The 25910-nt window shown below is 37.1% G+C and carries 23 protein-coding genes; 21 read left to right on the forward strand and 2 right to left on the reverse strand.

Annotated features, from left to right (window positions below; all coding sequences use genetic code 11):
- Positions 1–165 precede the first annotated feature (165 nt).
- The 14 genes from PaeCFBP13512_RS19050 (at position 166) to PaeCFBP13512_RS19115 (ending at position 15548) form a co-directional block, all read left to right on the forward strand.
- Positions 166–2046: a glycosyltransferase gene (locus PaeCFBP13512_RS19050; RefSeq protein WP_137225346.1), complete on the forward strand. Its 1881-nt coding sequence runs from the start codon at positions 166–168 to the stop codon at positions 2044–2046.
- A gap of 58 nt (positions 2047–2104) precedes the next feature.
- Complete coding sequence (locus tag PaeCFBP13512_RS19055) at positions 2105–3070, forward strand: Gfo/Idh/MocA family protein (RefSeq protein WP_137225348.1); 966 nt, start codon at positions 2105–2107, stop codon at positions 3068–3070.
- A 27-nt stretch (positions 3071–3097) separates the two neighbouring features.
- A complete protein-coding gene (locus PaeCFBP13512_RS19060) occupies positions 3098–4201 on the forward strand; it encodes a DegT/DnrJ/EryC1/StrS family aminotransferase (protein WP_137225350.1) in 1104 nt (367 codons plus the stop codon).
- Positions 4202–4242: 41 nt separating this feature from the next.
- Complete coding sequence (locus PaeCFBP13512_RS19065; protein ID WP_137225352.1) at positions 4243–5220, forward strand: DapH/DapD/GlmU-related protein; 978 nt, start codon at positions 4243–4245, stop codon at positions 5218–5220.
- A gap of 162 nt (positions 5221–5382) precedes the next feature.
- Positions 5383–5748, forward strand: a complete 366-nt coding sequence (locus PaeCFBP13512_RS19070; RefSeq protein ID WP_137225354.1) for a flagellar protein FlaG — start codon at positions 5383–5385, stop codon at positions 5746–5748.
- Between the two features lie 36 nt (positions 5749–5784).
- Positions 5785–7290 (forward strand): flagellar filament capping protein FliD, encoded by a 1506-nt coding sequence (gene fliD, locus PaeCFBP13512_RS19075; protein WP_137225356.1) that lies wholly within the window; start codon positions 5785–5787, stop codon positions 7288–7290.
- 35 nt (positions 7291–7325) lie between these two features.
- A complete protein-coding gene (fliS, locus tag PaeCFBP13512_RS19080; RefSeq protein ID WP_137225358.1) occupies positions 7326–7715 on the forward strand; it encodes a flagellar export chaperone FliS in 390 nt (129 codons plus the stop codon).
- Positions 7708–8043, forward strand: coding sequence for a hypothetical protein (locus PaeCFBP13512_RS19085; protein WP_137225360.1), 336 nt, complete (start codon positions 7708–7710; stop codon positions 8041–8043). Before fliS ends, PaeCFBP13512_RS19085 begins: the two co-directional genes overlap by 8 nt.
- 113 nt (positions 8044–8156) lie before the next feature.
- The gene (locus PaeCFBP13512_RS19090; protein ID WP_137225362.1) at positions 8157–8825 is read left to right on the forward strand and encodes an ion channel; all 669 of its coding nucleotides are present in this window, start codon (positions 8157–8159) and stop codon (positions 8823–8825) included.
- 207 nt (positions 8826–9032) lie between these two features.
- Positions 9033–9230: a cold-shock protein gene (locus tag PaeCFBP13512_RS19095; protein WP_069328533.1), complete on the forward strand. Its 198-nt coding sequence runs from the start codon at positions 9033–9035 to the stop codon at positions 9228–9230.
- 445 nt (positions 9231–9675) lie between these two features.
- Positions 9676–10245, forward strand: coding sequence for a ribosome hibernation-promoting factor, HPF/YfiA family (gene hpf / locus PaeCFBP13512_RS19100; protein WP_069328532.1), 570 nt, complete (start codon positions 9676–9678; stop codon positions 10243–10245).
- Between the two features lie 391 nt (positions 10246–10636).
- Positions 10637–13090 carry a preprotein translocase subunit SecA gene (secA, locus tag PaeCFBP13512_RS19105; protein ID WP_069328531.1) on the forward strand — a complete coding sequence of 818 codons (2454 nt, stop codon included), beginning with the start codon at positions 10637–10639 and terminating at the stop codon, positions 13088–13090.
- Positions 13091–13282: 192 nt separating this feature from the next.
- A protein-coding gene (prfB, locus tag PaeCFBP13512_RS19110) for a peptide chain release factor 2 (protein ID WP_137225364.1) occupies positions 13283–14396 on the forward strand; the annotation gives its coding sequence in 2 pieces (ribosomal slippage) (positions 13283–13354 and positions 13356–14396; 1113 coding nt in all).
- A gap of 255 nt (positions 14397–14651) precedes the next feature.
- Positions 14652–15548: a YitT family protein gene (locus tag PaeCFBP13512_RS19115; protein WP_137225366.1), complete on the forward strand. Its 897-nt coding sequence runs from the start codon at positions 14652–14654 to the stop codon at positions 15546–15548.
- Between the two features lie 190 nt (positions 15549–15738).
- Here PaeCFBP13512_RS19115 and PaeCFBP13512_RS23285 read toward each other — a convergent pair whose 3' ends face one another.
- On the reverse strand, positions 15739–15909 hold the full coding sequence (locus tag PaeCFBP13512_RS23285) for a hypothetical protein (RefSeq protein WP_161594325.1): 171 nt from the start codon (positions 15907–15909) through the stop codon (positions 15739–15741).
- 430 nt (positions 15910–16339) lie between these two features.
- Here PaeCFBP13512_RS23285 and argC point away from each other — a divergent pair, with 430 nt between their 5' ends.
- From argC to argH, 7 genes are all read left to right on the forward strand, one after another.
- Positions 16340–17392 carry an N-acetyl-gamma-glutamyl-phosphate reductase gene (gene argC / locus PaeCFBP13512_RS19120; protein ID WP_137225368.1) on the forward strand — a complete coding sequence of 351 codons (1053 nt, stop codon included), beginning with the start codon at positions 16340–16342 and terminating at the stop codon, positions 17390–17392.
- Between the two features lie 150 nt (positions 17393–17542).
- On the forward strand, positions 17543–18769 hold the full coding sequence (argJ, locus tag PaeCFBP13512_RS19125) for a bifunctional glutamate N-acetyltransferase/amino-acid acetyltransferase ArgJ (RefSeq protein WP_137225370.1): 1227 nt from the start codon (positions 17543–17545) through the stop codon (positions 18767–18769).
- Between the two features lie 57 nt (positions 18770–18826).
- Positions 18827–19630, forward strand: coding sequence for an acetylglutamate kinase (argB, locus tag PaeCFBP13512_RS19130; protein ID WP_137225372.1), 804 nt, complete (start codon positions 18827–18829; stop codon positions 19628–19630).
- Between the two features lie 566 nt (positions 19631–20196).
- Entirely contained in the window at positions 20197–21450 is a 1254-nt protein-coding gene (locus tag PaeCFBP13512_RS19135) for an acetylornithine transaminase (RefSeq protein ID WP_137225374.1), read from the forward strand.
- Positions 21451–21474: 24 nt separating this feature from the next.
- A complete protein-coding gene (gene argF, locus PaeCFBP13512_RS19140; protein WP_137225376.1) occupies positions 21475–22443 on the forward strand; it encodes an ornithine carbamoyltransferase in 969 nt (322 codons plus the stop codon).
- 63 nt (positions 22444–22506) lie between these two features.
- Positions 22507–23757, forward strand: a complete 1251-nt coding sequence (locus PaeCFBP13512_RS19145) for an argininosuccinate synthase (protein WP_069328524.1) — start codon at positions 22507–22509, stop codon at positions 23755–23757.
- 9 nt (positions 23758–23766) lie between these two features.
- A complete protein-coding gene (gene argH / locus PaeCFBP13512_RS19150) occupies positions 23767–25173 on the forward strand; it encodes an argininosuccinate lyase (RefSeq protein WP_137225378.1) in 1407 nt (468 codons plus the stop codon).
- Between the two features lie 66 nt (positions 25174–25239).
- On the opposite strand, the gene PaeCFBP13512_RS19155 is transcribed toward argH, so the two are convergent.
- Positions 25240–25881, reverse strand: a complete 642-nt coding sequence (locus tag PaeCFBP13512_RS19155; protein WP_137225380.1) for a pentapeptide repeat-containing protein — start codon at positions 25879–25881, stop codon at positions 25240–25242.
- Between the last annotated feature and the right edge of the window lie 29 nt (positions 25882–25910).

The following is a 25910-nucleotide window of genomic DNA, read 5'->3' on the forward strand; positions in this document are numbered from 1 at the left end:
AAGGCGTGTTGCAGTTGCTTCGTTAATCTTCACAATCAAAGCGGTCTCCATTACTGGAGATCGCTTTTTTTATATAAAGCAATTGCACATATATGCAATCATGACTAACATTCTATTATTAAATCACCGATAAATAGTGTATCAGTTATAGTTAGGAGAGAGATAATGACATATACAATATCACTTTGTATGATTGTGAAGAATGAAGAGAAAGTATTAGAAAAATGCCTGAATAGTGTTCAAAGTAAAGTAGATGAAATTATAATTGTAGATACCGGTTCTACAGATCGTACATTGGAAATCGCAGAAAAGTATCAAGCAAAAATTTATTCATTTGAATGGATTAATGATTTTGCGGCGGCTCGTAATTACTCGCTAGATCAAGCGACTTCAGATTACTTACTGGTGTTAGATGCAGATGAATACCTGGAAGAGCAATCAGATCTCAAAAAAGATATTGCTGAATTTAAAGATTACTATATTATGCGTATTAAAAATTTATTGTCTAATAATAGAGTGTTGACGCATTCTTCTATTCGTGTATTTAAAAATGAAAAAAGATTACGTTATAAAAATAGGCTTCATGAACATCTTGATATTGATCAACTGGAAAATGAACTGAGTAGAGGCGAATCAGACGCAATCGTTCAGCATACAGGATATACGGATGAAGTTATGGAAGAAAAAGATAAACGTAACCGTAATATGCCTTTGATGCAGATAGAAGTTAAAGAAAATCCTACAAGTTACAATTTGTATAATATGGCTAAGCTTTATATGAATATTGAAGAATACGATAAAGCATTCGAATATTTTAAAAAAGCATTTGTAGGTAGTGAAAATAGAATGTATCAGCCAGAGCTATTAACTAAAATGGCTTCATGTTTAGATCAACTAGGATTTATAGAAGATGGATTGAAAGTATTAGAAGATGCCGTAGAGTTATATCCAGAAGATACAGGTATATGGAATGAACGTGGAAATTTATTTAAAAAAGCAGGTTATTATCGAGATGCAGAATTAGCATGGCTACATTGTCTAGCTATTGGAGATAATGGAATCACAGTGAATGAAGGCGTTGGAAGTTATATTGCTTATTTTAATTTGGCTGTACTATATGATATGCAAGGCAAACTATTACAAAGTTATGAAATGATTGTTCAATCGATACAGTTCAATATTGCCTTTGTACCTTCATTAAATAAATACTTTGAAATTGTTTTAAAAGCTAATATTCCGTTAGATGATATTTATAATAATTTTAATTTATTATACAATGTGGCATCTGTTGAAGAGTTACAAAGACTATTAGATTTGTTATATACTTTGCGCCATCCATTACTGCATCAGTATATAGAAAATAAAAACATTGTAGCTGAGAAGCATGTATCTGCCATTTCTTATCAATATATCAAACAGTATGATCTTGCTCAGAAATATTGGGGTGAGGTAGAAGAAGTTGCAGAAGAGAATGCAATCGATTTAATCACTTTAGCTTTTATTAAAAAAGATATAGAGCTATTAATACGTGCCAAAAGCATAATTAATGTAAGTGAAAAAGAATATAAAATAATCAAATTATTATTTGATAATCAAAATACTGAATCTCAAAAATTATCTGCAAATATTAAAAATATCTTAATCGATATTTTTGATAAATTAATCTATCTACAAGAATTTGATGTGTTACAAACGATGGCGAATTTACTTTCAGAAACGAATAGTGAGTTTCAATATCGTTTTGGAAAATTGTTATCTGAAAAAGGATACAGTGAAGCAGCGATCGATGTATTAATAAAAGCTTATAACCAAAATGAAGGTAATATTGACATCAATATACTATTAGGTGATCTTTGTATAAGTTCTGGTTATTTAGAAGATGCTCAATTATTTTATAATAAGCTAATTAAATTAAAGCCAGAATATAGTTCATACGAGCGTTGTTATAATATAGCTGAAAAAATGAATGATGTACCAAAAATGGTAGAAATGCAATCAATAATTAAAGAAAAGTATCCTCTTTCTAAGTGGATAACAACTGTTTAATTTTAAAAAGAAATAAGAGATACGATGGACAAAATTTATAGGACAGGAAGTAGTATAGATGGCACTTAGGGTAGCAGTTATTGGAACGGGAAATATGGGTATTCATCATTTGAGAAACTATTATCACAATCCGGATGTAGAATTGGTAGGATTTGTTGAAACAAATGAAAAGAATGCGGAAAAAGTGAAGACAAAGTATCCCATTGAACATTTTGCAGATTACAAAAAGGTACTTGGAAAAGTTAATGCTGTTAGTATTGCCACTCCTACTTGTACTCATTTTGAGATAGCTTCTTTTTTTCTGAGTCATCAAATCCATGTCCTACTAGAGAAGCCTATAACTGATAGTATTGAAGAGGCAGAAGATTTGATTGAAATTGCCAAACAACAAAATACTTTATTGTCTATTGGACATATTGAACGTTTTAATCCTGTTATTCAAGAACTCAAAAATATCCTAAAAAAAGAAAGTCCAGTTTTTGTAGAAATTCATCGTGAAAGTCCTTTTGATCCTAGAATTTATGATGTAGATGTAGTATCTGATCTTATGATACATGATATAGATGCCCTCTATTATATATTAAAAAGAAAACTCAACATTGTATCTTCTACTGGCATTAAAGTTCATTCTAATAAAAGTGATCTAGTTAATGTTCAGTTAATTAGTGATGATAATGTCTTGATAAATATTACAACAAGTCGAGCTACAGAACAAAAAATTCGTAGTTGGAGAATTATTTTAAAAGATAAATTAATTGAAGCAGATCTATTAGAACGAAAATTATATCTTTCCAGTAGAACAGAAGTTGGTAAAAAGATATTTGATACAAATGCAGATCATCATTATACACAAGAACAAATTACAGCCAAAATCTTAGTGAAAAATGATGAGCCATTACAAATAGAAATAGATAACTTTATTCAGTCGATTTTAGGTAATACTGTACTTGAGGTTGAAGGAAAAGATGGTCTAAAGGCATTAAAATTAGTTAAAGAAATTCAACAAAAAATAATAACTATCTAACTAAAATCTTCATAAAGGAGAGGGATTATGAATCCTATTTCAATTGCCAAACCATCTATAGATCATAATGAAATAGATGCAGTAGTAGAAGTGATGAAAACAGGAGAATTGGCTCAAGGAAAATGGGTGTACGAATTTGAAAACAAATTTTCACAAAAATTTGATCTGCCTTATTCTGCTGCTGTATGTAATGGAACGGTAGCACTGCATGTTGCGTTACAAGTTGCAGGTGTACAACCAGATGATCTTGTGTTAACTACTCCATTTACTTTTGTAGCTACTAGCAACGCTATTTTATATTGTGGAGCTATACCTATTTATGTAGATATTGATGAGCAGACTTATAATATCTCAATAGATTCATTGAAAGAAACGATAGCGAAATATCCTGAGGCAAAATATCTTATGTTAGTTCATTTATTTGGACAATCATGTGATATGAACGAAATTATTAAACTGACTAAAGAAAATAATATTACGATTATAGAAGATTGTGCTCAGTCGCATGGAGCTACTTATGATTCTAAGCCAGTAGGAAGTTTTGGTATTGCGGGGACTTTTAGTTTTTATCCAACAAAAAATATGTCTACGGGTGAGGGGGGATTAATAACCTCTACGCAGTCATCTGTTATAGAAAATTGCAAGTTACTAATAAATCATGGATCCAATACCCGGTATGTTCATGAAGTACTAGGCTATAACTATAGAATGACTAATATAGCGGCAGCAATTGGTATTGAACAGCTTAAAAAAATAGATAATATGAATCAAAGACGTGTAGAAAATGCCACTCAATATTTAGAAAATATAGATAACAAATGTATTAAGCTTCCTGTTACTATCAATAAAGCAAAACATGTTTTTCATCAATTTACGATTCAAACTACTCAAAGAGATCATTTAACCGAATATTTGACACAAAATAATATTGGTTCGGGCATCTATTATCCTTATCCACTTCATCAACAAAAGCATATTGTTCATTATTTAAATGACAAAAATATAACTATACCAGAGTTGCCTGTCACAGAGTTAGTGGCGCAGAAAGTAGTATCTATTCCTGTTCATCCTTTATTAGAACAAAACCAAGTTGAATATATAATAGAAACTTTAAATAAGTATTCTGTTTAATACAATTAGATTAAGAATGGGTGAATATTGTGGAGTTGTTAATGCAGCCAGTCCATTTAGAAAAAATCAGTTATCAATTTGATTGTATTCTCGTAGGAGAAAATATAGAAATATTAAAGTTCGGAAATTTAAGTACTAGAAGTGATAATCATCAATATCAATTAACTTATATTATGAACGAGAAATATTTAGAAGAATTCAATTATTCTAATGTTGGAGCAGCTATTATTCACAGCAGCTTAAAAGATAAAACTGTCAATTTTAAAAGTTATTTATTAACAGAAATTAATCCAGAAACATTATTTTATACTATTTTTTTTGAATATACTTCACGAAATTATTTTAAAAATTTTAAAAAAAGCTCTAAAGCCACTTCTATCATATCTTCTTCAGCTATCATCCATGATTCAGTAATTATAGGTAATAATTGTATAATTATGGATAATGTAGTTCTAATGCCTAACACAATAATAGGAGATCGAGTTACGATCAAGCCTAATACGACTATTGGTGGAGATGGATTTCAAGTAAAAGAAGTAGATGGTATTAGAAAAGTAGTACCTCATGTTGGAGGCGTTCAAGTAGGTAATGATGTGGAAATAGGATCAAATGTGTCTATTGATAAAGGTTTATTTGGAGAGTTTACGACTATAGGAAATGAGACTAAGATTGATAACCAAGTATATATAGGACATTCTTCTGTCATTGGTAATAGAAATATTATAGCCGGTGGAAGCTCTATAGCAGGCAATGTAATAACAGAAGAAAATATATGGATAGGGTTATCTGCATCTATTAACCAACTTTTAAAAATAGGGAAAAACAGCTTTATTGGAGCGCACGCAGCAGTCATTAAATCTATAAAACAGCATGAAAAAGTTGTAGGAGTACCTTCCAGAGTAATAGGTTGGGTCTGTGATTGTAGAAGTCCATTGAAAAAAAATGAAAATGAGTTTATGTGTACAAAATGCTCAAAAAAATACAAATTAGATGTTGATTTAACTATGCACAGAGTATAATCTACTTAATTTTAATTTAAATCTAACATTTATGTTATCGTAAATGTTTATTTAGTCTGAGTAATTAATATAAAATTATTTATTTGTATTATTCGCTCTAAAGCTAATGATGTTTTTAACCGATATATATATTAAATAAATCATTGTCGGAGGTTAACGCTAATGAATGTTCAATTCTCATTTTCATCTAGTGGCACCTACAGTCCGTTGAATAACGCCAGTACTTCTCCTCAACCTAATGTGGTTCCTGCTAATGTTAGTGAAATGAAGCAGATGGAAAAAGAAGGAGTCGTGTTACCTGTAGGACAAGAAGAGTTAATGCGAAGATTAGATCATGCTTTTAAAGCTTTATCTGGACCGGAGACTACACTACAAGTAAGTATGCATAAAGAAACCAATAGTATCATGGTTAAAGTATTAGATAAAGAAACGGGTAAAGTGATTCGCGAAGTACCTCCAGAAAAAACGTTAGATCTTGTAGCTAATATGATGCATATTGCTGGGATTTTGGTGGATAAGCGTACTTAATTATTTAAAAAATTGTAATACCAGGGAGGTTTATTTATGTCTTATATGTCCGCAGCATCTTCTTCTATTCGTGTGGGAGGACTGGCATCAGGGATTGATACAGATAGTATTGTTAAGCAGCTAATGTCAGCACAGCGTATTCCTTTAGATAAACTTAATCAAAATAAACAATTACTAGAGTGGAAACGAGATTCTTATCGAGAGATCAATAGTAAACTTGTTGATTTCCGTCAAAATAAACTTTCTCTTTATAAAAGTTCTGAATCATTAAATGCACAGAAAGCTACGGTCACAGGCAATACAAGTGCGGTTACAGCTACGGCTACGGCTGGAGCAACAGGCATAGCAATGAATGTTACAGTTAACCAACTAGCTTCTAAAGCCACTAATACTGGAGCCAGTCTTACAACTTCAGATGGAAAAGCTAAAACTTCTACTACACTTAGTCAAATTACTAATAGTACAGATCCTGCTCCTACTGAATATAAATTGAAAGTAAATGATGTAGAAATGACCTTTCGAAGTACAGATAGTATTAATGTTGTGATTTCTAGTATTAATAGTAATAGTGCAGCCAAAGTTTCAGCTACATTCGATGAAATTACAGGCCAATTCTCAATTACTTCGAAGGAATTTGGTGGAGCCGTAGTTGTGGATCCAAGCAGTACTTTTGCAAAATTGTCTAAAATGGATACAACTAATGGAGTTGTTACTCCTGCTAAAAAAGCTGAAGTGGAAATTAATGGAACCAAACTTACATTTGATAGTAATGTAAACACCGTTAATGGAGTACAATTGAATTTCTTAGCTACATCTGGAACAAATGGAGAAAGTAAAATTTCAACTCAAACAGATTCGAGCAAAGTGATCGAAACGTTAAAGGCTTTTATCAGTTCATATAACAGTATGCTTAGTACAATGAAATCAAAAACAGAAGAAACTAAATATAGAAATTTTGCTCCTCTTACAACAGAGCAAAAAAAAGAACTTAGTGAAGATGAAGTGAAAACATGGAACGAAAAATCAATGAGTGGATTATTGAAGGGTGATGATATCCTCAAATCTGCTATGCAAGATATGCGTAACGTCATTACTACTGCGTTAGGGAGTATAGGCGGAGTAAGCTTACCTGATATGGGCATTACAACAGGTACGTATAGTGAAGGTGGTAAATTATATCTAGATGAGACGAAACTCAAAGCAGCAGTAGAAAAAAATCCGCAAGGAATTATTACAACATTGCAAGGAACTGATGCTAAGACTGGCGTATTTAATCAACTATACAATAAGTTAAATGATACCATTGGTAAATTGGCAGAGAAAGCGGGAACTTCAAGATTCAATGCAGATGCTACAGCAGCATTTAGTAATAAAAGCCTTATGGCTAAAGAATTAACAGATTATAATAATCGAATTCTAGCTCTTACCAGTCGCTTGAATGATCGAGAAACTCGTTATTACAAACAATTTACGTCTATGGAATCGGCTCTGTCAAAATTGAATTCTCAATCAAGCAGTTTAACCAATTATCTAAGTTCGTAATTATATATTTTTAAAATTATAAAGGATGGTGTACTATGATTTCTTCACCTTACGAAAAGTACCGTCAAAATGCAGTACAAACTTCTCCAGGTCAACTTCTGATCATGTTATATGATGGTGCGATTCGTTTTGCATTAGCAGCTATTGATGGAGTGAATCAACAAGATTATCAGAAGTCTAATACTAACTTTGGTAAAGCACAAGCTATTATTAGTGAATTATCAGCAACTCTGGATCACTCCTACGATATTGCAGCGAGTTTGGGCAAACTTTATGAATATATGAATTATTTATTAATTCAAGCCAATATCAAAAAATCAATAGAACCTGCTGAAGAAGCATTAGGATACCTACGTGATCTTCGTGAGACATGGGTAGAAGCTAACAAATTGGCGCCAGGATCTAATGAAGTTAAGCATGGATAATCCTATTGTCACTTTAAAATGTGCTACTGATAAGATTATGAAGGGCTTAAATGAGCTATCCTATGAAGAATTAGAGCAATTTATAGAGGATCGTGAAAAACTAATCAATATGTTGCCTGATTTTTTTGAAACTCATTCAATTACGTTAGAAGATAAAAATGATTTAGAGTATATTTTGAATTACGATATTGCTCTTCAAGATCGTATGAATCATTTAAAAGCAGAAGCAGCCATATGGCTTGCGCAACGAAGTGTAGCTAAATCACAACGTAATGCTTATGATTCTAAATATAGTTCAGATAGTGTCTTAATGGATAAAAGAGAATAGCTAAGAGAGTGCATTCTATTGATAGAGTGTACTCTTTTTATTTGATTTTAAAGTTGTATTAGAAAAAGATATTTCTAATTAATTTTAATATTTAAAAGAAATGAGTGAGAGAATTGAGCAGTCCGGAAAATAATACAGATTCTCGAATAGTTAATATATATTATCATATTTTCAGTTTCTTAAATCGTTGTTCTCTATTTGAATTAGCAAAGTTTTTATTTAAGCGTAGTTATAATAAAAATAATTATTTGTTTGTAGAAAATTGGGTTTTAGGGAATGTTGGTTTATCGATTTTAGGATTAATAGTTTCTTATTTTTTAGGAAATCCTAAATGGTTTATAATCATTTTTATAATTTATGGAACTTTAAGAGTAATCGAAATTCTTTTTTATCAAGTGAACTTATCATTATTTGCTGGTTATAAACCAAATGGAAATGATAGTGGGAATACATATGCTTTGAAAAGTTATCGAAGAATGGTTATATTGTTAATTCATAATTTTTTCGAAATTATATGTTGGTTCTCATATATCTATCTTTACTTTCTTAAATCTTTCAAGATTGAAAATAACTTGAACAACGATACTCTGCAAGCGATCTACATGAGTTTTGTAACTATGACGACATTTGGCCAACCTAACTTTGAGATTTATGATAAATGGAGCTTGATTGCAATTTCGTTAGAAGCATTTATTGGTTTGATTATGACATTATTAGTCTTATCAAGATTTATTGCACTTCTTCCTCATATTAAATCTAAAGATCCATCTGAAATGAATTAAATTAACAGAACTATTTACCGATAATAAACAACCATGTATATTCAAATAGTGAAAATAATGAATTAACAATCGGAACAATATAATTGTAATAAAATACCATGAAAGTATTCACTTTACCAATTGACATTTACCCACCAAATTTGGTATATTTATAAATGTAGGCAATGTCTTACTCTACTTATTTGATAACGAAGGGAATGTTATTGCATGAATGGTAAAGTAAAATGGTTTAACGCAGAAAAAGGTTATGGTTTTATTGAGACTGATGAAGGCGGAGACGTATTTGTACACTTTTCTGCGATTCAAACTGAAGGTTTCAAAACGTTAGAAGAAGGTCAATCCGTAGAATTCGACATCGTTGAAGGCGCACGTGGACCACAAGCAGCTAACGTTATCAAATTATAATCATCCTTTTGGCATTTGCCGACCTACATAGGTATTATTGATGGTTACACATTTGACTATTACGCTAAGGCTCCGGAGACTCCGGAGTCTTTTTCTATGATGTGACAAGCTTATGAATAACTTAGGTACTTACTGATCAATAACTTTCAGTGATCTGTCACATAACAAGCGATTTAACAGGCAATAGATTGGTTAATGGAGAACAAGGGCGGCATAATAGATGAGCTATTTTCGATGCTATACCTGTTATAGACGAAAGTAGTTTTGAGGATTTTGCAAGCGTTTGACAGAAGTATCCTTATATACTCAGCTTTATCATATAAGGTCAGACGCGGGTACTCTGACGGCTAGATTTGACAATGTAATGTCACTGCTAATTTGCACCAGTATCCTTTTTACATGCCGTTAACATCTATGTTATAATTCCCTAAAGGAGGAGTGCCTTATGAACTTTGCTATACGTGGTCAACAAATCGATGTTACTGAAGCTATGAAAGATTATGTGGACAAAAAGTTAGGCAGACTTGAAAGATATTTTGATTCACCTCCCGTTTCTGACGGAACGGTTACACTTAGTGTTAATCGTGGACAGCACACGGTAGAGGTTACTATCCCTCTCCCAGGACTTATTTTACGTGCAGAAGATCGCAGTGAAGATATGTATTCTTCAATCGACTCTGTAGTGGATAAGCTGGAACGTCAGATTCGCAAACATAAAACTAAATTAAATCGTAAATTCCGCCAAGAGGGAAGCTTGAAATCCTTCTTCGTAGAAGATCCTACGGCTGCTGCACTTGCTGTTGCTGAGGATGCGGATATTGAACATGAATTAGATGAATTGGAAGTTGTCCGTAACAAACGCTTCTTATTGAAGCCTATGGACGTTGAAGAAGCGATCTTGCAAATGAATATGATTGGACATACATTCTTTGTATTCTCCAACGTAGACACGCAAGAGGTAAACGTAGTTTATCGTCGTGATGATGGTAAATACGGACTTATTGAACAAGAATAACTTTTAATTGATATAAAATCAGAGCTTATCCTTCGGGATAGGCTCTTTTTGCGTGGAAAAATTGTACAATCCGCTCTACAGTACGGTATAATAAGACTTGAATGATTTAAGAAACATTTTGTGTTCTTTTGCGTAATAAGTAGAAGAAGCTCTCAAAAAACGATGACGAACATCATATGGATATAGTCAGGCACGGGATATATTGATCTTGTGCCCTATTGAAATTTTATCATATGTCAAAGAAGTATAGGAAATGCGCTGTTTTGTTGCGGCTTTTCCCTGAAACTGGTACAATTTATTGCAACTGAGGTTATTGAATAATCCCCCATAAGCGTTACGGTATTTGCATTATTCAATAATCTATCTCTGTTTTGCGCGAAAGGGGTAAACCATGCTAGGACTTGTAAAGAAAATTTTTGGCGATACCAATGAACGTGATGTTAAACGTCTATTGAAAACCGTCGAGATCATTAATAAAATGGAACCGGAATTTGAGGCACTGTCTCATGAAGAAGTGCAAGCCAAAACGGCTGAATTCCGCGAACGTCTGGAAAAAGGAGAAACACTGGATCAACTATTGCCAGAAGCATTCTGTACTGTACGTGAAGCTTCCAAACGTGTGCTAGGCATGCGTCATTTTGACGTACAATTGATCGGTGGTGTCGCTCTGCATGAAGGAAGAATTGCAGAGATGAAAACAGGTGAAGGTAAAACACTTGTAGGGACACTTCCTGTATATCTAAATGCACTTGCTAGTAAAGGTGTGCATGTGGTTACTGTTAATGATTATTTGGCTCAACGTGATAGTCTACAAATGGGTCGCATTTATAACTTCTTAGGCATGACTGTAGGGGTTAACCTGAACGGTATGCAACATGACGAGAAGCAAGCGGCTTATGCTTGTGATATCACTTATGGTACAAATAATGAATTTGGATTTGACTACTTGCGTGACAACATGGTGTTGTACAAAGAGCAAATGGTACAACGTCCATTGTACTTCTGTATTATTGATGAAGTGGATTCGATCTTGATCGATGAAGCTCGTACACCATTGATTATTTCAGGACAAGCACAGAAATCGACTGAATTGTATTTTGCTGCGGATCGCTTTGTTAAAACATTGAAAATCGAAGATGATTTTAATGTGGATATTAAAGTGAAATCGGTAGCTTTGACTGAAAAAGGGGTAGAAAAGGCTGAGAACTTCTTCGGACTTGAAAACCTGTACGATAATAAAAATGTAACGATCAATCACCATGTAGTACAAGCGCTTAAAGCAAATACGATCATGCGTCGTGATGTGGATTATGTAGTCGCTGATGGTGAAGTATTGATCGTTGATGAATTTACAGGTCGCTTAATGGCTGGTCGTCGTTATAGTGATGGTCTACACCAAGCGATCGAATCGAAAGAATCGTTAAAAGTACAAAACGAAAGTATGACGCTGGCTACAATCACGTTCCAGAACTACTTCCGTATGTACAAAAAGCTTGCAGGTATGACAGGTACAGCGAAAACAGAAGAAGAAGAATTCAAAAAGATCTACGGTCTAGAAGTACTTCAAGTACCTACTAACCGTGTGAATCAACGTGAAGACTTTGCTGACGTTGTCTATAAGAGCGAAGAAAGCAAGTTCCGCGCTGTTGTGGACGAAATCGTTGTACGTCATGAGAAAAACCAACCGATCCTTGTTGGTACGGTATCGATTGAGAACTCTGAGCGTCTTTCTGAAATGTTGAAACGCAAAGGCATCAAGCATCAGGTTCTTAATGCGAAATACCATGCAGAAGAAGCAGAAATTATTGCACGTTCTGGTCAACCGGGTACAGTAACAATCGCTACCAATATGGCTGGACGTGGTACAGATATTCTACTTGGTGAAGGTGTAAAAGACACAGGTGGACTTCATATCATCGGTACAGAGCGTCATGAGTCGCGTCGTATTGATAATCAGCTTCGTGGTCGTGCCGGTCGTCAAGGTGATCCAGGTTCCACACAGTTCTATCTTTCTCTTGGTGATGAGCTGATGAAACGCTTTGGTGCAGATAATGTAATGAATATGATGGAGAAACTAGGCTTTGAAGAAGATCAGCCTATCGAAAGTCGTATGATTACACGTGCTGTTGAATCCGCTCAAAAACGTGTTGAAGGTAGTAACTTCGATATGCGTAAAATCGTTTTGCAGTATGATGATGTGATGAACAAGCAACGTGAAATCATTTACAAACAACGTCGTGAAGTATTAGAATCCGATAATATTCGTGAAGTTGTATTGCAAATGATCAAGCCTTGTATTGAACGTATCGTCGAAGTACATTGTAATGACGATATCCCTGAGAATTGGGAACTTCAAGCGATTGCAGATTATGTCAATAATAACTTCTTACAAGAAGGTACTATTACAGAACAAGAACTACATGAGCAAGAAAAAGAAGAGATGGTTAACTATCTGTTCGAGCGTGTAGAACTTCGTTACTTGCAACGTGAAAAAGAAATTGGCGAAGAAATGGTTCGCGAATTTGAAAAAGTAGTCGTTCTTCGTGCAGTTGACCGTAAATGGATGGATCATATTGATGCGATGGAACAATTGCGTCAAGGTATTCATCTTCGTGCTTATGGTGGTACAGATCCTTTGCGTGAGTACCAGTTCGAAGGCTTCGAAATGTTTAACCAAATGATCGCTGAAATTCAAGAAGAAGTCGCTACTTATGTGATGAGAGCACAAATTGCAAGTAATCAGGAACGCGAAGCCGTTGTAGATGAAAGCAAAATGAGCACAAGTGGTGGCGAAACGGCTGAAAAACGCCCTTCTCGCGAAGAACGTCGTCGTAGACGTAAATAATTCATAATCAATTGAATACAAATATCTAGATTTGTTGTATCCCAAGAGACACTCACCATTATCGTGGGTGTCTCTTGTTGGATCAATGAATCGCTATCTATAACGCTTGGAAGTAAAAGCGTTAATGGTTTAAATAAAAGAAGATTTTTGCACAGCAAAATATCTATTCATTATGAAGAGGTGAATGTACCAATGATCGATCCGAGTATAAAACATGATTTACGTGAAATGGCTACCAAATTATCTAACCTTAGGGGGTCTCTTTGACTTAGACCTGAAGCGTGAGCTGATTGCTAACTTTGAAGAGAAAATGTCTGCACCCGGGTTCTGGGATGATAACGAATCGGCACAAGAAGTCATTTCTGAAATGAATGCTGTTAAAGGTGCTGTAGATGATTATCTAGAGCTTCAACAAGAGCATGATGATGCTAGCCTAATGGCAGAATTAGCAGATGAAGAAGATGATGAATCACTGGCTAAAGAAGTAACCGAAAGTGTGAAAAAGCTTGTTCGTAAAATCGAAGCTTTTGAATTGCAGTTACTATTAGATGAACCTTATGATAGCTTGAATGCTATCTTAGAACTTCACCCGGGAGCAGGCGGAACTGAGTCGCAGGACTGGGGCGAAATGTTGCTCCGTATGTACAGACGTTGGGCAGAGAAAAGTGGCTTCAAAGTGGAAGTTATGGATTATCTTGCTGGCGATGAAGCTGGAATTAAAAGCGTAACGTTGCTAATCAAAGGACATAACGCTTACGGTTATCTCAAAGCTGAAAAAGGGGTACACCGTCTTGTACGGATATCTCCGTTCGATTCTTCAGGTCGTCGTCATACTTCATTTGTGTCTTGTGATGTGGTGCCAGAGATTACGAATGACTCTACGATTGAAATTCGTACAGAAGATTTGAAAATTGATACGTACCGTGCAAGTGGTGCCGGTGGACAGCATATCAATACTACCGATTCTGCTGTACGGATTACGCATTTACCTTCTGGGGTTGTTGTTACCTGTCAGAGTGAACGTTCACAGATCAAAAACCGTGAACATGCGATGACGATGTTACGTTCCAAATTAGTAGAACGTAAAATTGAAGAAGAGCGTAAGCAATTGGATGAGATTCGCGGCGAGCAATCAGAAATTGCTTGGGGTAGTCAAATTCGTTCTTATGTATTCCATCCTTATAGCATGGTCAAAGATCACCGTACTTCTGTCGAAACAGGAAATATCGGTGCAGTAATGGATGGAGATTTAGATCCATTTATCGATGGATTTTTACGCAGTAAGCTCAAAATTGAAGTTGAATAATAATCGATCGTTTAAAGTCTGGTATGAGAGTTATCTTTCATATCAGGCTTTTTTTGTGCTTCAATTACCCAAATAGATCTACTTTTAGTCTATAGCGATATAAAGATTTCTATCTTTGTTTAAAAAGATGGTGGCGAAGCAAAACATCTCTGCTACACTACGGTACTGTATGTTCTTTTCAAATAAATAGGGTTGCGTTAGAATAAGAAAGCTATGTAACTTTATGCAAAATAATGAGTACAGGAGAATATAGAAATGATCATGCAACCTCGTACAGGACAACGCAGACGTAAACCCCCAATGATTCCATTAACAGGGCCTCTTCGCAACAGTTGGGATATTTTGTTGATTATCGTAGGGGCTTTTATTATGGCACTGACGTTTAACCTGTTTTTATTACCCAATCATATCGCTTCAGGAGGGGTCTCCGGGATATCGATTATTGTTAACCAACTGCTTGGGATCGAACCCGCTTATATTCAGTGGCTACTTAATATTCCTTTATTTATCGCAGGTGTTATTTTACTAGGCAGACAATATGGAATGCGTTCGTTAATCGGAACGATTGTGCTACCTCTATTTGTCTATCTGACCAGTAGTTTTCCTGTGCCTACCACTAACCCTTTATTAGCAGCGTTGTATGGAGGAATCGGAGTCGGATTGGGACTTGGGATCGTATTTCGTGGACGTGGTTCGACAGGCGGATTATCTATATTAGCGCAAATTATTCAAAAGTATACGGGATTCAGCATGTCCTTTTGTGTGATTTTGACAGACGGTAGTGTTATTGTGTTTGCAGGATTATTACTCAAACCAGAACAAGCATTATATGCATTAATTAGTCTGTATATCACCAGTAAAGTGATCGATGCGGTAGAGCTAGGATTCAGTAACTCCAAAGTAGCGTATATTATCACCAACGATATTGAACAAATGCAAACAGCGATTTTGAATGATCTGGATCGTGGTTTAACGAAGCTTAATGGTGAAGGCGGGTATACTGGTGACGAACGAACCGTATTAATGGTCGTCATTGGACAAAATGAAGCCAGTCGCTTGAAAACCATTGTGCGCTCGGTTGATCCTGATGCTTTTGTGATTATTAGCAATGCCCAAGAAGTATTAGGTAAAGGATTCAAAATGACTGGATAAAATAAAAAATTCTTTTCGCCATATCAGCTTAGAACTCATTAGGTAAGAGTTCTAAGCTGAGAAGCGAAGAGGATTTTTTTATAGTGTACCGGGTCAGAGCAATAGATTATAAAGGTGCTGTCTAGGTACTGTCTGGTATAGTTCTAATCATCTGTAATCTTATAAGCTAAAACTATTTTTGTAGTATGTATTAGTTAGTTTTTCTTTTCAAAAGATAAATGACGGCATAACCAATTGCTAAAATAGCTACACTTGCTAGACAAGCAAGTACAATCGAGATCGTGATAGTTCCACTTAATAAGTAACCCACAAGCAATCCTGTGAGAAAAGCAGAAATTAAATTAATCGCTATATTCCTCATCTACAGAATCCTTTCTCTTTATCAAATTGTATATCAAGTATTAAAATAAAATGGTAAATAATGGTTTATAGATATCATAGCACGATACATGTACAAATGAATAGCATAGATGAGTAAGATCATTTTAACGATATAATTAGTAATATCAGACAAAAGTATAGATTAAAAGTAAAAAAGACCTTTTCTGAAATTTAATCAGATAAAGGTCTTTTATTCGTATATAATACAACTAAAATAGATAAGACATCGTGTAGATGCATAAAAGTAAGAAATTTATTCATAAAGTTGTATTTATATTAACATCGATGTATAATAATACACATCTTATTTATTCGGACTGAAATGGAAATCGTTGTTATGGAAATGGAAAATTGCTTATACATGGATACAGTAGATCGATGATCTTATTTGAGTACAGGAGGAGTTCAACTTGAATCCAACTAAACAAAGAGTAGCTATTGTAGGTTCCACCGGCTATGGCGGGGTGGAACTGATTCGTTTTTTACAGCATCATCCGCATGTCGAGATCACTTCGGTTATTTCTGCATCTAGCAGTGGATCACCCATGTCGGATCAATTTCCTCATTTAGGCGGAGTTATTGATATGGACTTAGACGGAGTCGATGCAATAGCTACGGCTGCCAAAGCAGATATTGTATTTACCGCAACACCTTCAGGAGTGAGTAGCACTTTAGTTCCACAATACTTAGAAGCAGGGTTGAAAGTCATTGATTTATCCGGTGATTTTCGCCTCAAAGATAGCAGTACTTACGAGCAATGGTACAAGCATGATGCACCCGCAGATCACTATTTAGCAGAAGCGGTGTACGGATTATGCGAGCAAAAGGGTAATGATGTACAAGATCAGCGTCTAATCTCGAATCCAGGTTGTTATCCTACTGCTACATTACTTGCATTAATGCCTGGTGTGGAAGCAGGATGGATCGATCATAGCTCTATTATTATCGATGCGAAGTCAGGTGTATCCGGTGCAGGACGTGGGACGAGCTTAACAAGCCATTATGCAGAAATGAATGAAAATTTTAAAGCGTATAAATTAAATAAACATCAACATATTCCAGAAATAGAGCAAGTATTGTCTGGCGTTACTGGAGAACCTGTGGTTGTCACGTTTAGTACTCAATTGGTACCGATGACACGTGGAATTATGACAACGATGTATGCAACGATCAAAGGCCAACATAATGAACAAGATTGGATCGATCTGTATCGTGAGTATTATCGTGATCGTCCATTTATACGTATCCGCAAGCAAGGCAACTGGCCTTCAACAAAAGAAGTAGCTGGTTCTAATTATTGTGATATCGGATTCGCTGTAGATGAGCGCACAGGACGCATTACAATTGTGTCTGTGATCGACAATCTAGTCAAAGGCGCCGCAGGACAAGCAATCCAAAACTTAAATCGTATGATGGGCTGGGAAGAAACACTAGGTCTAAAAATGGTCCCTGTTTATCCATAGTGCTTGGCAATATAAGCACGACCCAAGTTCAATAAGAAAAAGATTTTTGCAAAGCAAAATATCTAGTCCGCAGTGCTTGGCAGTATAAGCATTAGCCAGTGTATAGCATTTAAAGTAGTTATTGTCGATCAGGAAGTGAGAGGAGATATCATGGCAGATCAGGGATTCAAAGTAGTTGAGGGAGGTTCTATCGTCACTCCCCGAGGATTTCAGGTAGGTGGATTGCATTGTGGTCTGAAAAAAACAGAGCGTAACGACTTGGGTGTTATTGTATGTGATGAACTGGCAAATGCAGCAGCTGTGTATACAACGAATCTTTTTCAAGCGGCACCGCTTCAAGTGACCCGCGAAAGTCTAGCACATGGAACATTACGTGCGGTAGTAGCGAATAGCGGAAATGCTAATGCGTGTACAGGCAAACAAGGTGAACAAGATGCATATACGATGCGTGCTCAGACAGCACAGTATTTAGGTCTTCACGAACATGAAGTAGCAGTAGCCTCTACAGGCGTTATTGGTGAATTGCTGAAAATGGATCGTTTATCTGCTGGAATCACTCGACTTCCTGCTCATATCGGCAAAACAGAAGAACATGCCGAAGCTTTTTGCCAATCGATCTTAACAACAGATTTAGTTAAAAAAGAAATCTGTGTCTCTGTGATAGTCGATGGGCAAGAAGTGCATATTGCAGGAGCGGCTAAAGGATCAGGAATGATTCATCCAAATATGGCAACCATGCTTGCATTTATGACGACAGATGCCGTGATTTCTTCAAGTGCGTTACACCAATTATTAAGTCAGACCACAGATCAGACATTCAATATGATCACGGTGGATGGAGATACAAGTACCAATGATATGCTAGTTGCGATGGCGAGTGGCTTTGTTACACATAATGAATTAACACCAGAGCATCCAGATTGGGCTCGTTTTGCTGCGGGATTCCGTAAAGTCTGTGAATATCTAGCTCAAGCGATCGCTCGTGATGGCGAAGGAGCGACCAAGCTAGTCGAAGTGATCGTGACAGGAGCGATTAGTGAGCTATCTGCAAGAGCAATCGCCAAAACAGTTATCGGATCAAGTTTGGTTAAATCTGCAATGTTTGGAGCAGATGCTAACTGGGGACGTGTAATAGCCGCTGTAGGGCGCGCAGGCGAACCTTTGAATGTAGAGACCGTAGATATCCGCTTAGGCGATATCGTGGTACTGACAGGCTCTAGACCGGTTCCTTTTGACGAAGAAGCAGCACTGGCGTACTTACAAGGCGATAAAGTTGAAATCGTCGTGGATTTACACTATGGAGATGGACAAGCTGTAGCATGGGGCTGTGACCTGACGTATGACTATGTACGTATCAATGCAGCTTACCGGACATAATGATTATCAATTACACATCCTATTCTAAGTTCAAATAAAGGTTAGGTGATACCAACAATGAGCGGAGCCAATACACGTACTTTTGTCATGAAGTGCGGAGGGAGTACACTTGCAGCATTACCGGATTCTTTTTTTACCGATTTAAATGAGATTCAGTTATCCGGCATTCAACCTGTTATCGTGCATGGCGGTGGACCTGCAATCTCTGAGAATTTGAGCAAGTTAGGCATCGAAACTGAATTTGTCGGTGGATTACGTAAAACAACAGAAGAAGTGTTAGACGTAGTTGAAATGGTACTCTCAGGCAGTATCAACAAGCAGATTGTACGACGCATCCAAAGTACAGGTGGCAAAGCGATCGGTATATCGGGTGTAGACGGTTCATTGATCCAAGCGAAGCCTGTAGCCAACTCAAGTGAAGTCGGGCTAGTCGGTGATGTGACGTATGTTGAAGCTTCGATTATTCAAGGTATTGTCGATCTAGGGTATATGCCTATTATCGCTCCTGTTGGCAGTGATGCGACCGGACAACGATATAACATCAACGCAGATACTGCTGCAGGTGCAGTTGCTTCTTTTCTAGGTGTACCACAAATGATCGTTGTCACAGACGTACCTGGAATCATGCGATCTGTCGACGGCAATAAACAAGTATTACCCCAAGTGTCTATTCAAGATATTGAGGACATGATCGCTACCGGAGAAATTTACGGCGGCATGATCCCCAAAGTCAAAGCAGCCATCGCTTGCATTCACGGCGAAGTACAAGAAGTCATAATCGTAGATGGCACCGAACCACAAGTACTCAGCCGTGTACTCAAAGGCGAAACCATAGGCACACGCATTGTGCGTAAAAATTAAAGATACAATCAAGCTAAGCCAACAATTAAATCTATAGTTTAGATAGGCGATAAGCAGTATCTATTGTTAAAAATTCCTATGAATTTTTGATTAACATCTTAAAGATATTCAATCTCATTCAAAGTATATGTAAAAATATTATTATTTATGGCTATATCCAATATTGTTATACGCAACTTAAAATAAATCTTTCAAAGACTAATCCAATTTCAATGTACTTTAACTAACCAGTTTTTAAAATATTAAATCTATTTCAACTAACCCAAAATCCAAGAACTAAATCTAAACACTAAATGCAAGAACTTTAACCACCTTGCCACCCCACCTGTAAAATTAAAAACGATCTTAAAATGAGGTTATATGCACAGAGTGGAAAAAATGGATTTGATTCTGAAAGAGCGAAGCGCTCGCCTTTGAGGTGGTATCCTTACCGCAAAGCGGAATCAAAAGGATACCACCTCAACAGCGACGACAAGAACAAATCCATTTTTGGAACGGTGTTAGCATATCACCCCATTTTCATTCGTTTTTCAAATCACATATTAATTATGAGGAGCGTGACCAGCATGGCTAATCCGATCAGCAGTCAATCTGCACAACCAACGCACACTGAGCAATCTGAAAGTTCTTTATTTCCAACGTATGCGCGTTATCCTATCGCTTTTGCCAAAGGAAAAGGTAGTTATCTGTGGGATACTGACGGTAAAAAATACCTCGACTTTATGTGCGGTATTGCTGTGACGAATCTAGGTCATGCACCGGACACTGTTATTGATAAACTCAAAAATCAATTGGATCAATTGTGGCATACATCGAACCTGTTCCATATTCCTAATCAAGAACAAGCGGCACAACTGATAACCGCCAATAGCTGTGGAGATGCGGTATTTTTCTGTAATAGCGGAGCAGAAGCGAATGAAGGGGCAATCAAGTTAGCCCGTAAATATCAGCAAAAAGTTAAAGGTGAAGAACGTTACGAGATTATTACTTTCGGACAATCGTTTCATGGACGTACACTAGCTACACTGACAGCAACCGGACAAGATAAAGTGAAAGAAGGATTCCATCCATTGCCAGCAGGCTTTGTAACGGTACCTTTGCATGATCTCGATGCCCTCAAGTCAGCGGTGAATGAGCATACAGCAGCTATTATGATCGAAATGATTCAAGCTGAAGGTGGCGTCTATCCAGTAGAACCTGAATTTATGCAACATATTGTAGATCTGTGTAACGAGCACGGATTATTGTTGATCGTAGATGAAGTACAGACAGGTATGGGACGCACAGGTAAAATGTTCGCTTATGAGCATTATGGTATCGAACCGGATATTTTCACATTAGCCAAAGGGTTAGGAAGTGGCTTCCCGATTGGGGCATTGGTCGGTAAAGGATTCCTCAAAGAAGCATTTGTCGCAGGAAGTCATGGTTCTACATTTGGAGGTACACCTCTAGCAACAGCGGCTGTTATCGCTACAATTGAAACGATGCAAGAACAGAACGTAGTAGAACAAGCGGCTACGATGGGAACCTATCTACAAGAACAATTACAAGCGAAAATCGGCAACCATCCGTTTGTTAAAGATATTCGTGGTAAAGGATTATTGATCGGTATTGAATGTGATGGTCCTGTAGGCGAATTGGTTACAGTTGGGCAAGAAAAAGGATTGTTATTTATTACAGCAGGGCCTAATGTGATTCGGTTGTTACCAAATCTTTTAGTGACTCAAGCAGAAGTTGATCAAGCAGTAGATATGATCAAAGATATTATCGAAGCGTATGCGCCGATTGTAAATAATTCAACGATCATCAATGGAAAATAAATCGAAATAAGGAGGTTCATATCCATGACAGATGCAGTATCGAAAAACAGTTCGTTAGAACTTAGTCATTTTAAAGGCAAAGATTTTGTGGAATTAAGCGACTATACCGCAGAAGAAATTCATTTTTTAATTGATCTAGCAATCGAACTGAAGCGTAAGCAAAAAGCAGGAGAATCGTATCGTCCACTCGAAGGTAAAACAGTCGGATTAATTTTCGAGAAATCTTCGACACGTACACGGGTATCTTTTGAAGTCGGTACTTTTCAGCTAGGTGGACATGCTCTGTTCTTGAGTAAAAATGATATCCAAATGGGACGCGGTGAGATTATTGCAGATACAGCACGCGTGATGTCACGCTACCTCGATGGAATTATGATTCGTACCTTTGGACATGAAAATGTAACCGAACTGGCGAAATATGCAGATATTCCGGTTATTAATGGACTGAGTGATCTAGGACATCCTTGTCAGGTACTGGCTGATTTCCAGACGATTGTGGAGAACAAAGGGAAGCTCAAAGGATTAAAACTTGCGTATATCGGAGACGGTAACAATATGGCACACTCGCTAATGATTGGTGGCGCTCGTGTAGGATTGGACGTCTATGTAGCCACGCCAGAAGGATATGAGCCTGATCCAGAAGTAGTGAAACAATGTGAAGCCTTAGCCGCTGAAAGTGGAGCAACGATCAAAGTTGTTCGCGATCCAAAAGAAGCTGTGCAAGATGCAGACGTAATCTATACCGATGTCTGGGCAAGTATGGGATTTGAAGAAGAACAGAAGATTCGTGAACAAGCATTTAAAGATTATCAGGTCAATGAAGAACTGGTAAGTCATGCGAAATCCGATTATATTTTCTTACACTGTCTACCGGCTCATCGTGGTGAAGAAGTCAGTGCAGGCGTTATTGATGGACCCAATAGTGTGATTTTTGATGAAGCAGAAAATCGTCTACATGCACAAAAAGCAATTATGGCGGCTTTGATCGGATAAAGTAAGATAGAATAAGAATAGTTCGATATATGGATATGAAGAAAGTGGAGGGAATACAACAACATGGCTAAAAATAAAATTGTACTTGCATACTCAGGTGGACTGGATACATCTATTATTTTGAAATGGTTAAAAGAAACATATGATGCAGAGATTATCGCATTTACCGCAGATATCGGACAAGCCGATGAACTGGATGGTTTGGAAGAAAAAGCATTAGCAACAGGAGCTTCTAAAGTCTATATTGATGATCTACGTGCTGAATTTGCCGAAGATTTTATCTATCCAATGTTCCAAGCAGGAGCACTATATGAAGGACAATATCTACTAGGTACAAGTATTGCTCGTCCGCTTATTGCGAAGCGTATGGTTGAGATTGCGCGTGCTGAAGGTGCTATGGCTATCGCTCATGGTGCTACAGGTAAAGGAAACGATCAGGTTCGCTTTGAATTGAATGCAGCAGCTCTTGCTCCTGAGATCAAAGTCATCGCTCCTTGGCGCTTAGAAACATTCCGTGATCAGTTCCCGGGACGTGCTGAGATGATTGAATATGCTGAAAAGCATGGCATCACGGTAACAGCTTCAGCGGCAAAACCGTATTCAACTGACCGCAATTTGCTACATATCAGTTATGAAAGTGGTGTATTGGAAGATCCTAACTTTGATGCAAGCGCAGAAAGTAATAAAGATATGTTCTTGCTTAGCGTTTCTCCAGAAGATGCACCGGATCAACCAGAAATGTTAGATTTGGAATTTGAAAATGGAAATTGTGTAGCGCTAAATGGAGAGAAATTGACTCCACTCGCAGCGATGGAAAAATTAAATGAGCTTGGTGGTAAACATGGTATCGGTCGTGTTGATATGGTGGAAAACCGCTTTGTAGGTATGAAGAGCCGTGGCGTATATGAGACACCGGGTGGAACGATTCTATTTACAGCGCATCGCAAATTAGAATCTTTAACGATGGATCGTGAAGTGATGAGTCTGCGTGATTCACTGATTACTCGTTATAGCAATCTAGTGTACAATGGCTTCTGGTTTGCACCGGAGCGTCTAGCTTTACAAGCATTAGTGACTGAAAGCCAAAAAAATGTTACAGGTACAGTACGTGTGAAATTATACAAAGGTAATATTATTGCAGCAGGTCTAAGCAGTCCTTACAGTCTGTATAACCCTGAAATTGCAACGATGGAAGCTGATCCAACCAATGCTTATGATCAAGGGGATGCAGCAGGCTTTATCCAATTGAATGCTCTTCGTCTACGTGTAGGCGCAGGTGTGCGTCAAGCAGCGCAAGCGGATAAAGGAGAGTGAACCACAGCTATGAGTAAATTATGGGGCGGACGTTTTACCAAACAAACCAATCATCTGGTTGAAGAATATACAGCTTCAATCCACTTTGATAAAGCTTTGGCAGAAGAAGATATTCAAGGCAGTCTGGCACATGTCAGTATGCTAGGCAAATGTGGGATTGTACCTGCTGAAGATGTAGAAATCATCAAAAAGGGTCTAAACAAAGTACTCGATAAAATCCGTGCAGGCGAGATTCAATTTTCGGTGTCGGATGAAGATATTCATATGAATATTGAAAAGCATTTGATCGAAGAAATCGGTGCTGTAGGTGGTAAATTACACACTGGACGTAGTCGTAATGATCAGGTAGCGACAGATATGCATTTATACTTGCGCAAACGTGTTGTAGAACTTACAGGTCTACTTCATGGATTACAAGAATCATTGATTACACAAGCAAAAAGCAATATGGATACGATTATCCCGGGCTATACGCATCTACAACGTGCTCAACCGATTCTTTTCCCTCATCATCTGATGGCGTATGTCTCGATGTTTGAGCGTGATATTGATCGTCTGAAAGACAGCTATAAACGGATTAATGTATTGCCACTTGGTGCAGGTGCATTAGCTGGAACCACATTCCCGATTGATCGTCATTATGTAGCAGAACAATTAGGATTCGATGGTGTATATGAGAACAGTTTGGATGCGGTTAGCGATCGTGACTTTATCGTAGAATTCTTAGCAGGTGCGTCTCTGATTATGACCCATCTCTCTCGTCTTTGCGAAGAATTGGTGTTATGGAGCAGTACAGAATTTAGCTTTGTCGAATTGGATGATGCGTTCTGCACAGGCAGCAGTATTATGCCACAGAAAAAAAATCCGGATGTAGCAGAATTGGTACGTGGTAAAACAGGTCGTGTATACGGTAATCTGATCGGATTACTGACTGTACTCAAATCGTTGCCACTTGCGTATAACAAAGATATGCAAGAAGACAAAGAAGGTATGTTCGATACGGTGGCTACATTGGAAGGTGCACTTCAATTGTTCGCACCGATGATCGCTACGATGAAAGTAAATACAGGACGTATGCGTGAAGCAGTCAACAAAGACTTTTCCAATGCGACTGATATTGCAGACTTCTTGGTTGGTAAAGGTCTTCCTTTCCGTCAAGCTCATGAAGTGATTGGTAAAACGGTACTGTACTGTATCCAAGAAGGTAAATACTTACTGGATCTAACACTGGAAGAATTCCAAAACTTCTCCCCTTTGTTCGATGACAGTATCTATGCTGTATTGCAACCAGAAGCTGTAGTCAATGCACGTAATGTGTATGGCGGTACAGCAACTGTACAGGTCGCTGCGGCTATTGAGCGTGCTGAAGATAAATTAACACATACTGTGACATGGCTAGAAGGTCATGTACAGTAAAATAAATAAGCTAAACTGATTCAACAAAAAGGACAACCATGATAATAAGGTTGTCCTTTTTGTGTATTAAGATTTGATGACAAGTCCCATCAGTCCAACAAATGAAGAAGCTTGATACGGCGAAATGATACATCCTCGCAAATCTTCAATTTCAATCTGTAAGCTTGTAAAATCACAGGTACTGAGATCCACTTCCTGTAACGAAGTGCCTGACATCATAGCGGTGTCTAACTGACAATGATCGAACATAACAGATTTGAAGGTAGAAGAGCAGTAATCCGCCCCGATCAATGAGCAATGTTCGAAAGAGACATTTTTGAAATTAGAAAAGCGAAATACAGAGTAATCAGCGACACAGTCGATAAAGCGAACATTTTGCAAGCGACTTTGAGCAAAATCAGTACCGATTAATTTGCACTGCCGAAATTCTGTACGATGAACAAACGAATGAGGAAATGGAATATTCGAAAGATCACATTGATCAAATATCACATCGGTCAGTTCGATTTCAGCTAAATGGGACTCGATGATATCTACTTTTTCAAATATCGTTTTCTCAAAAGATACCCGTTGCGCTTCCTGACGATCGATCGTGAATTGTTGTATTTTGACACGACTAAACTCGTCTTTGGCTTGCAAAGAGTATAAAGGTTCCTTTAACTGCTCTAACTGTTGCGGAATTTTGGGAGCTTCGATTGGGATAGACATATGTAGTAGTACCTCCATCTTTGGGATTA

Origin of the sequence: Paenibacillus sp. CFBP13512 (assembly GCF_005233705.1) — a bacterium.
Lineage (GTDB): Bacteria > Bacillota > Bacilli > Paenibacillales > Paenibacillaceae > Saccharibacillus > Saccharibacillus nuruki.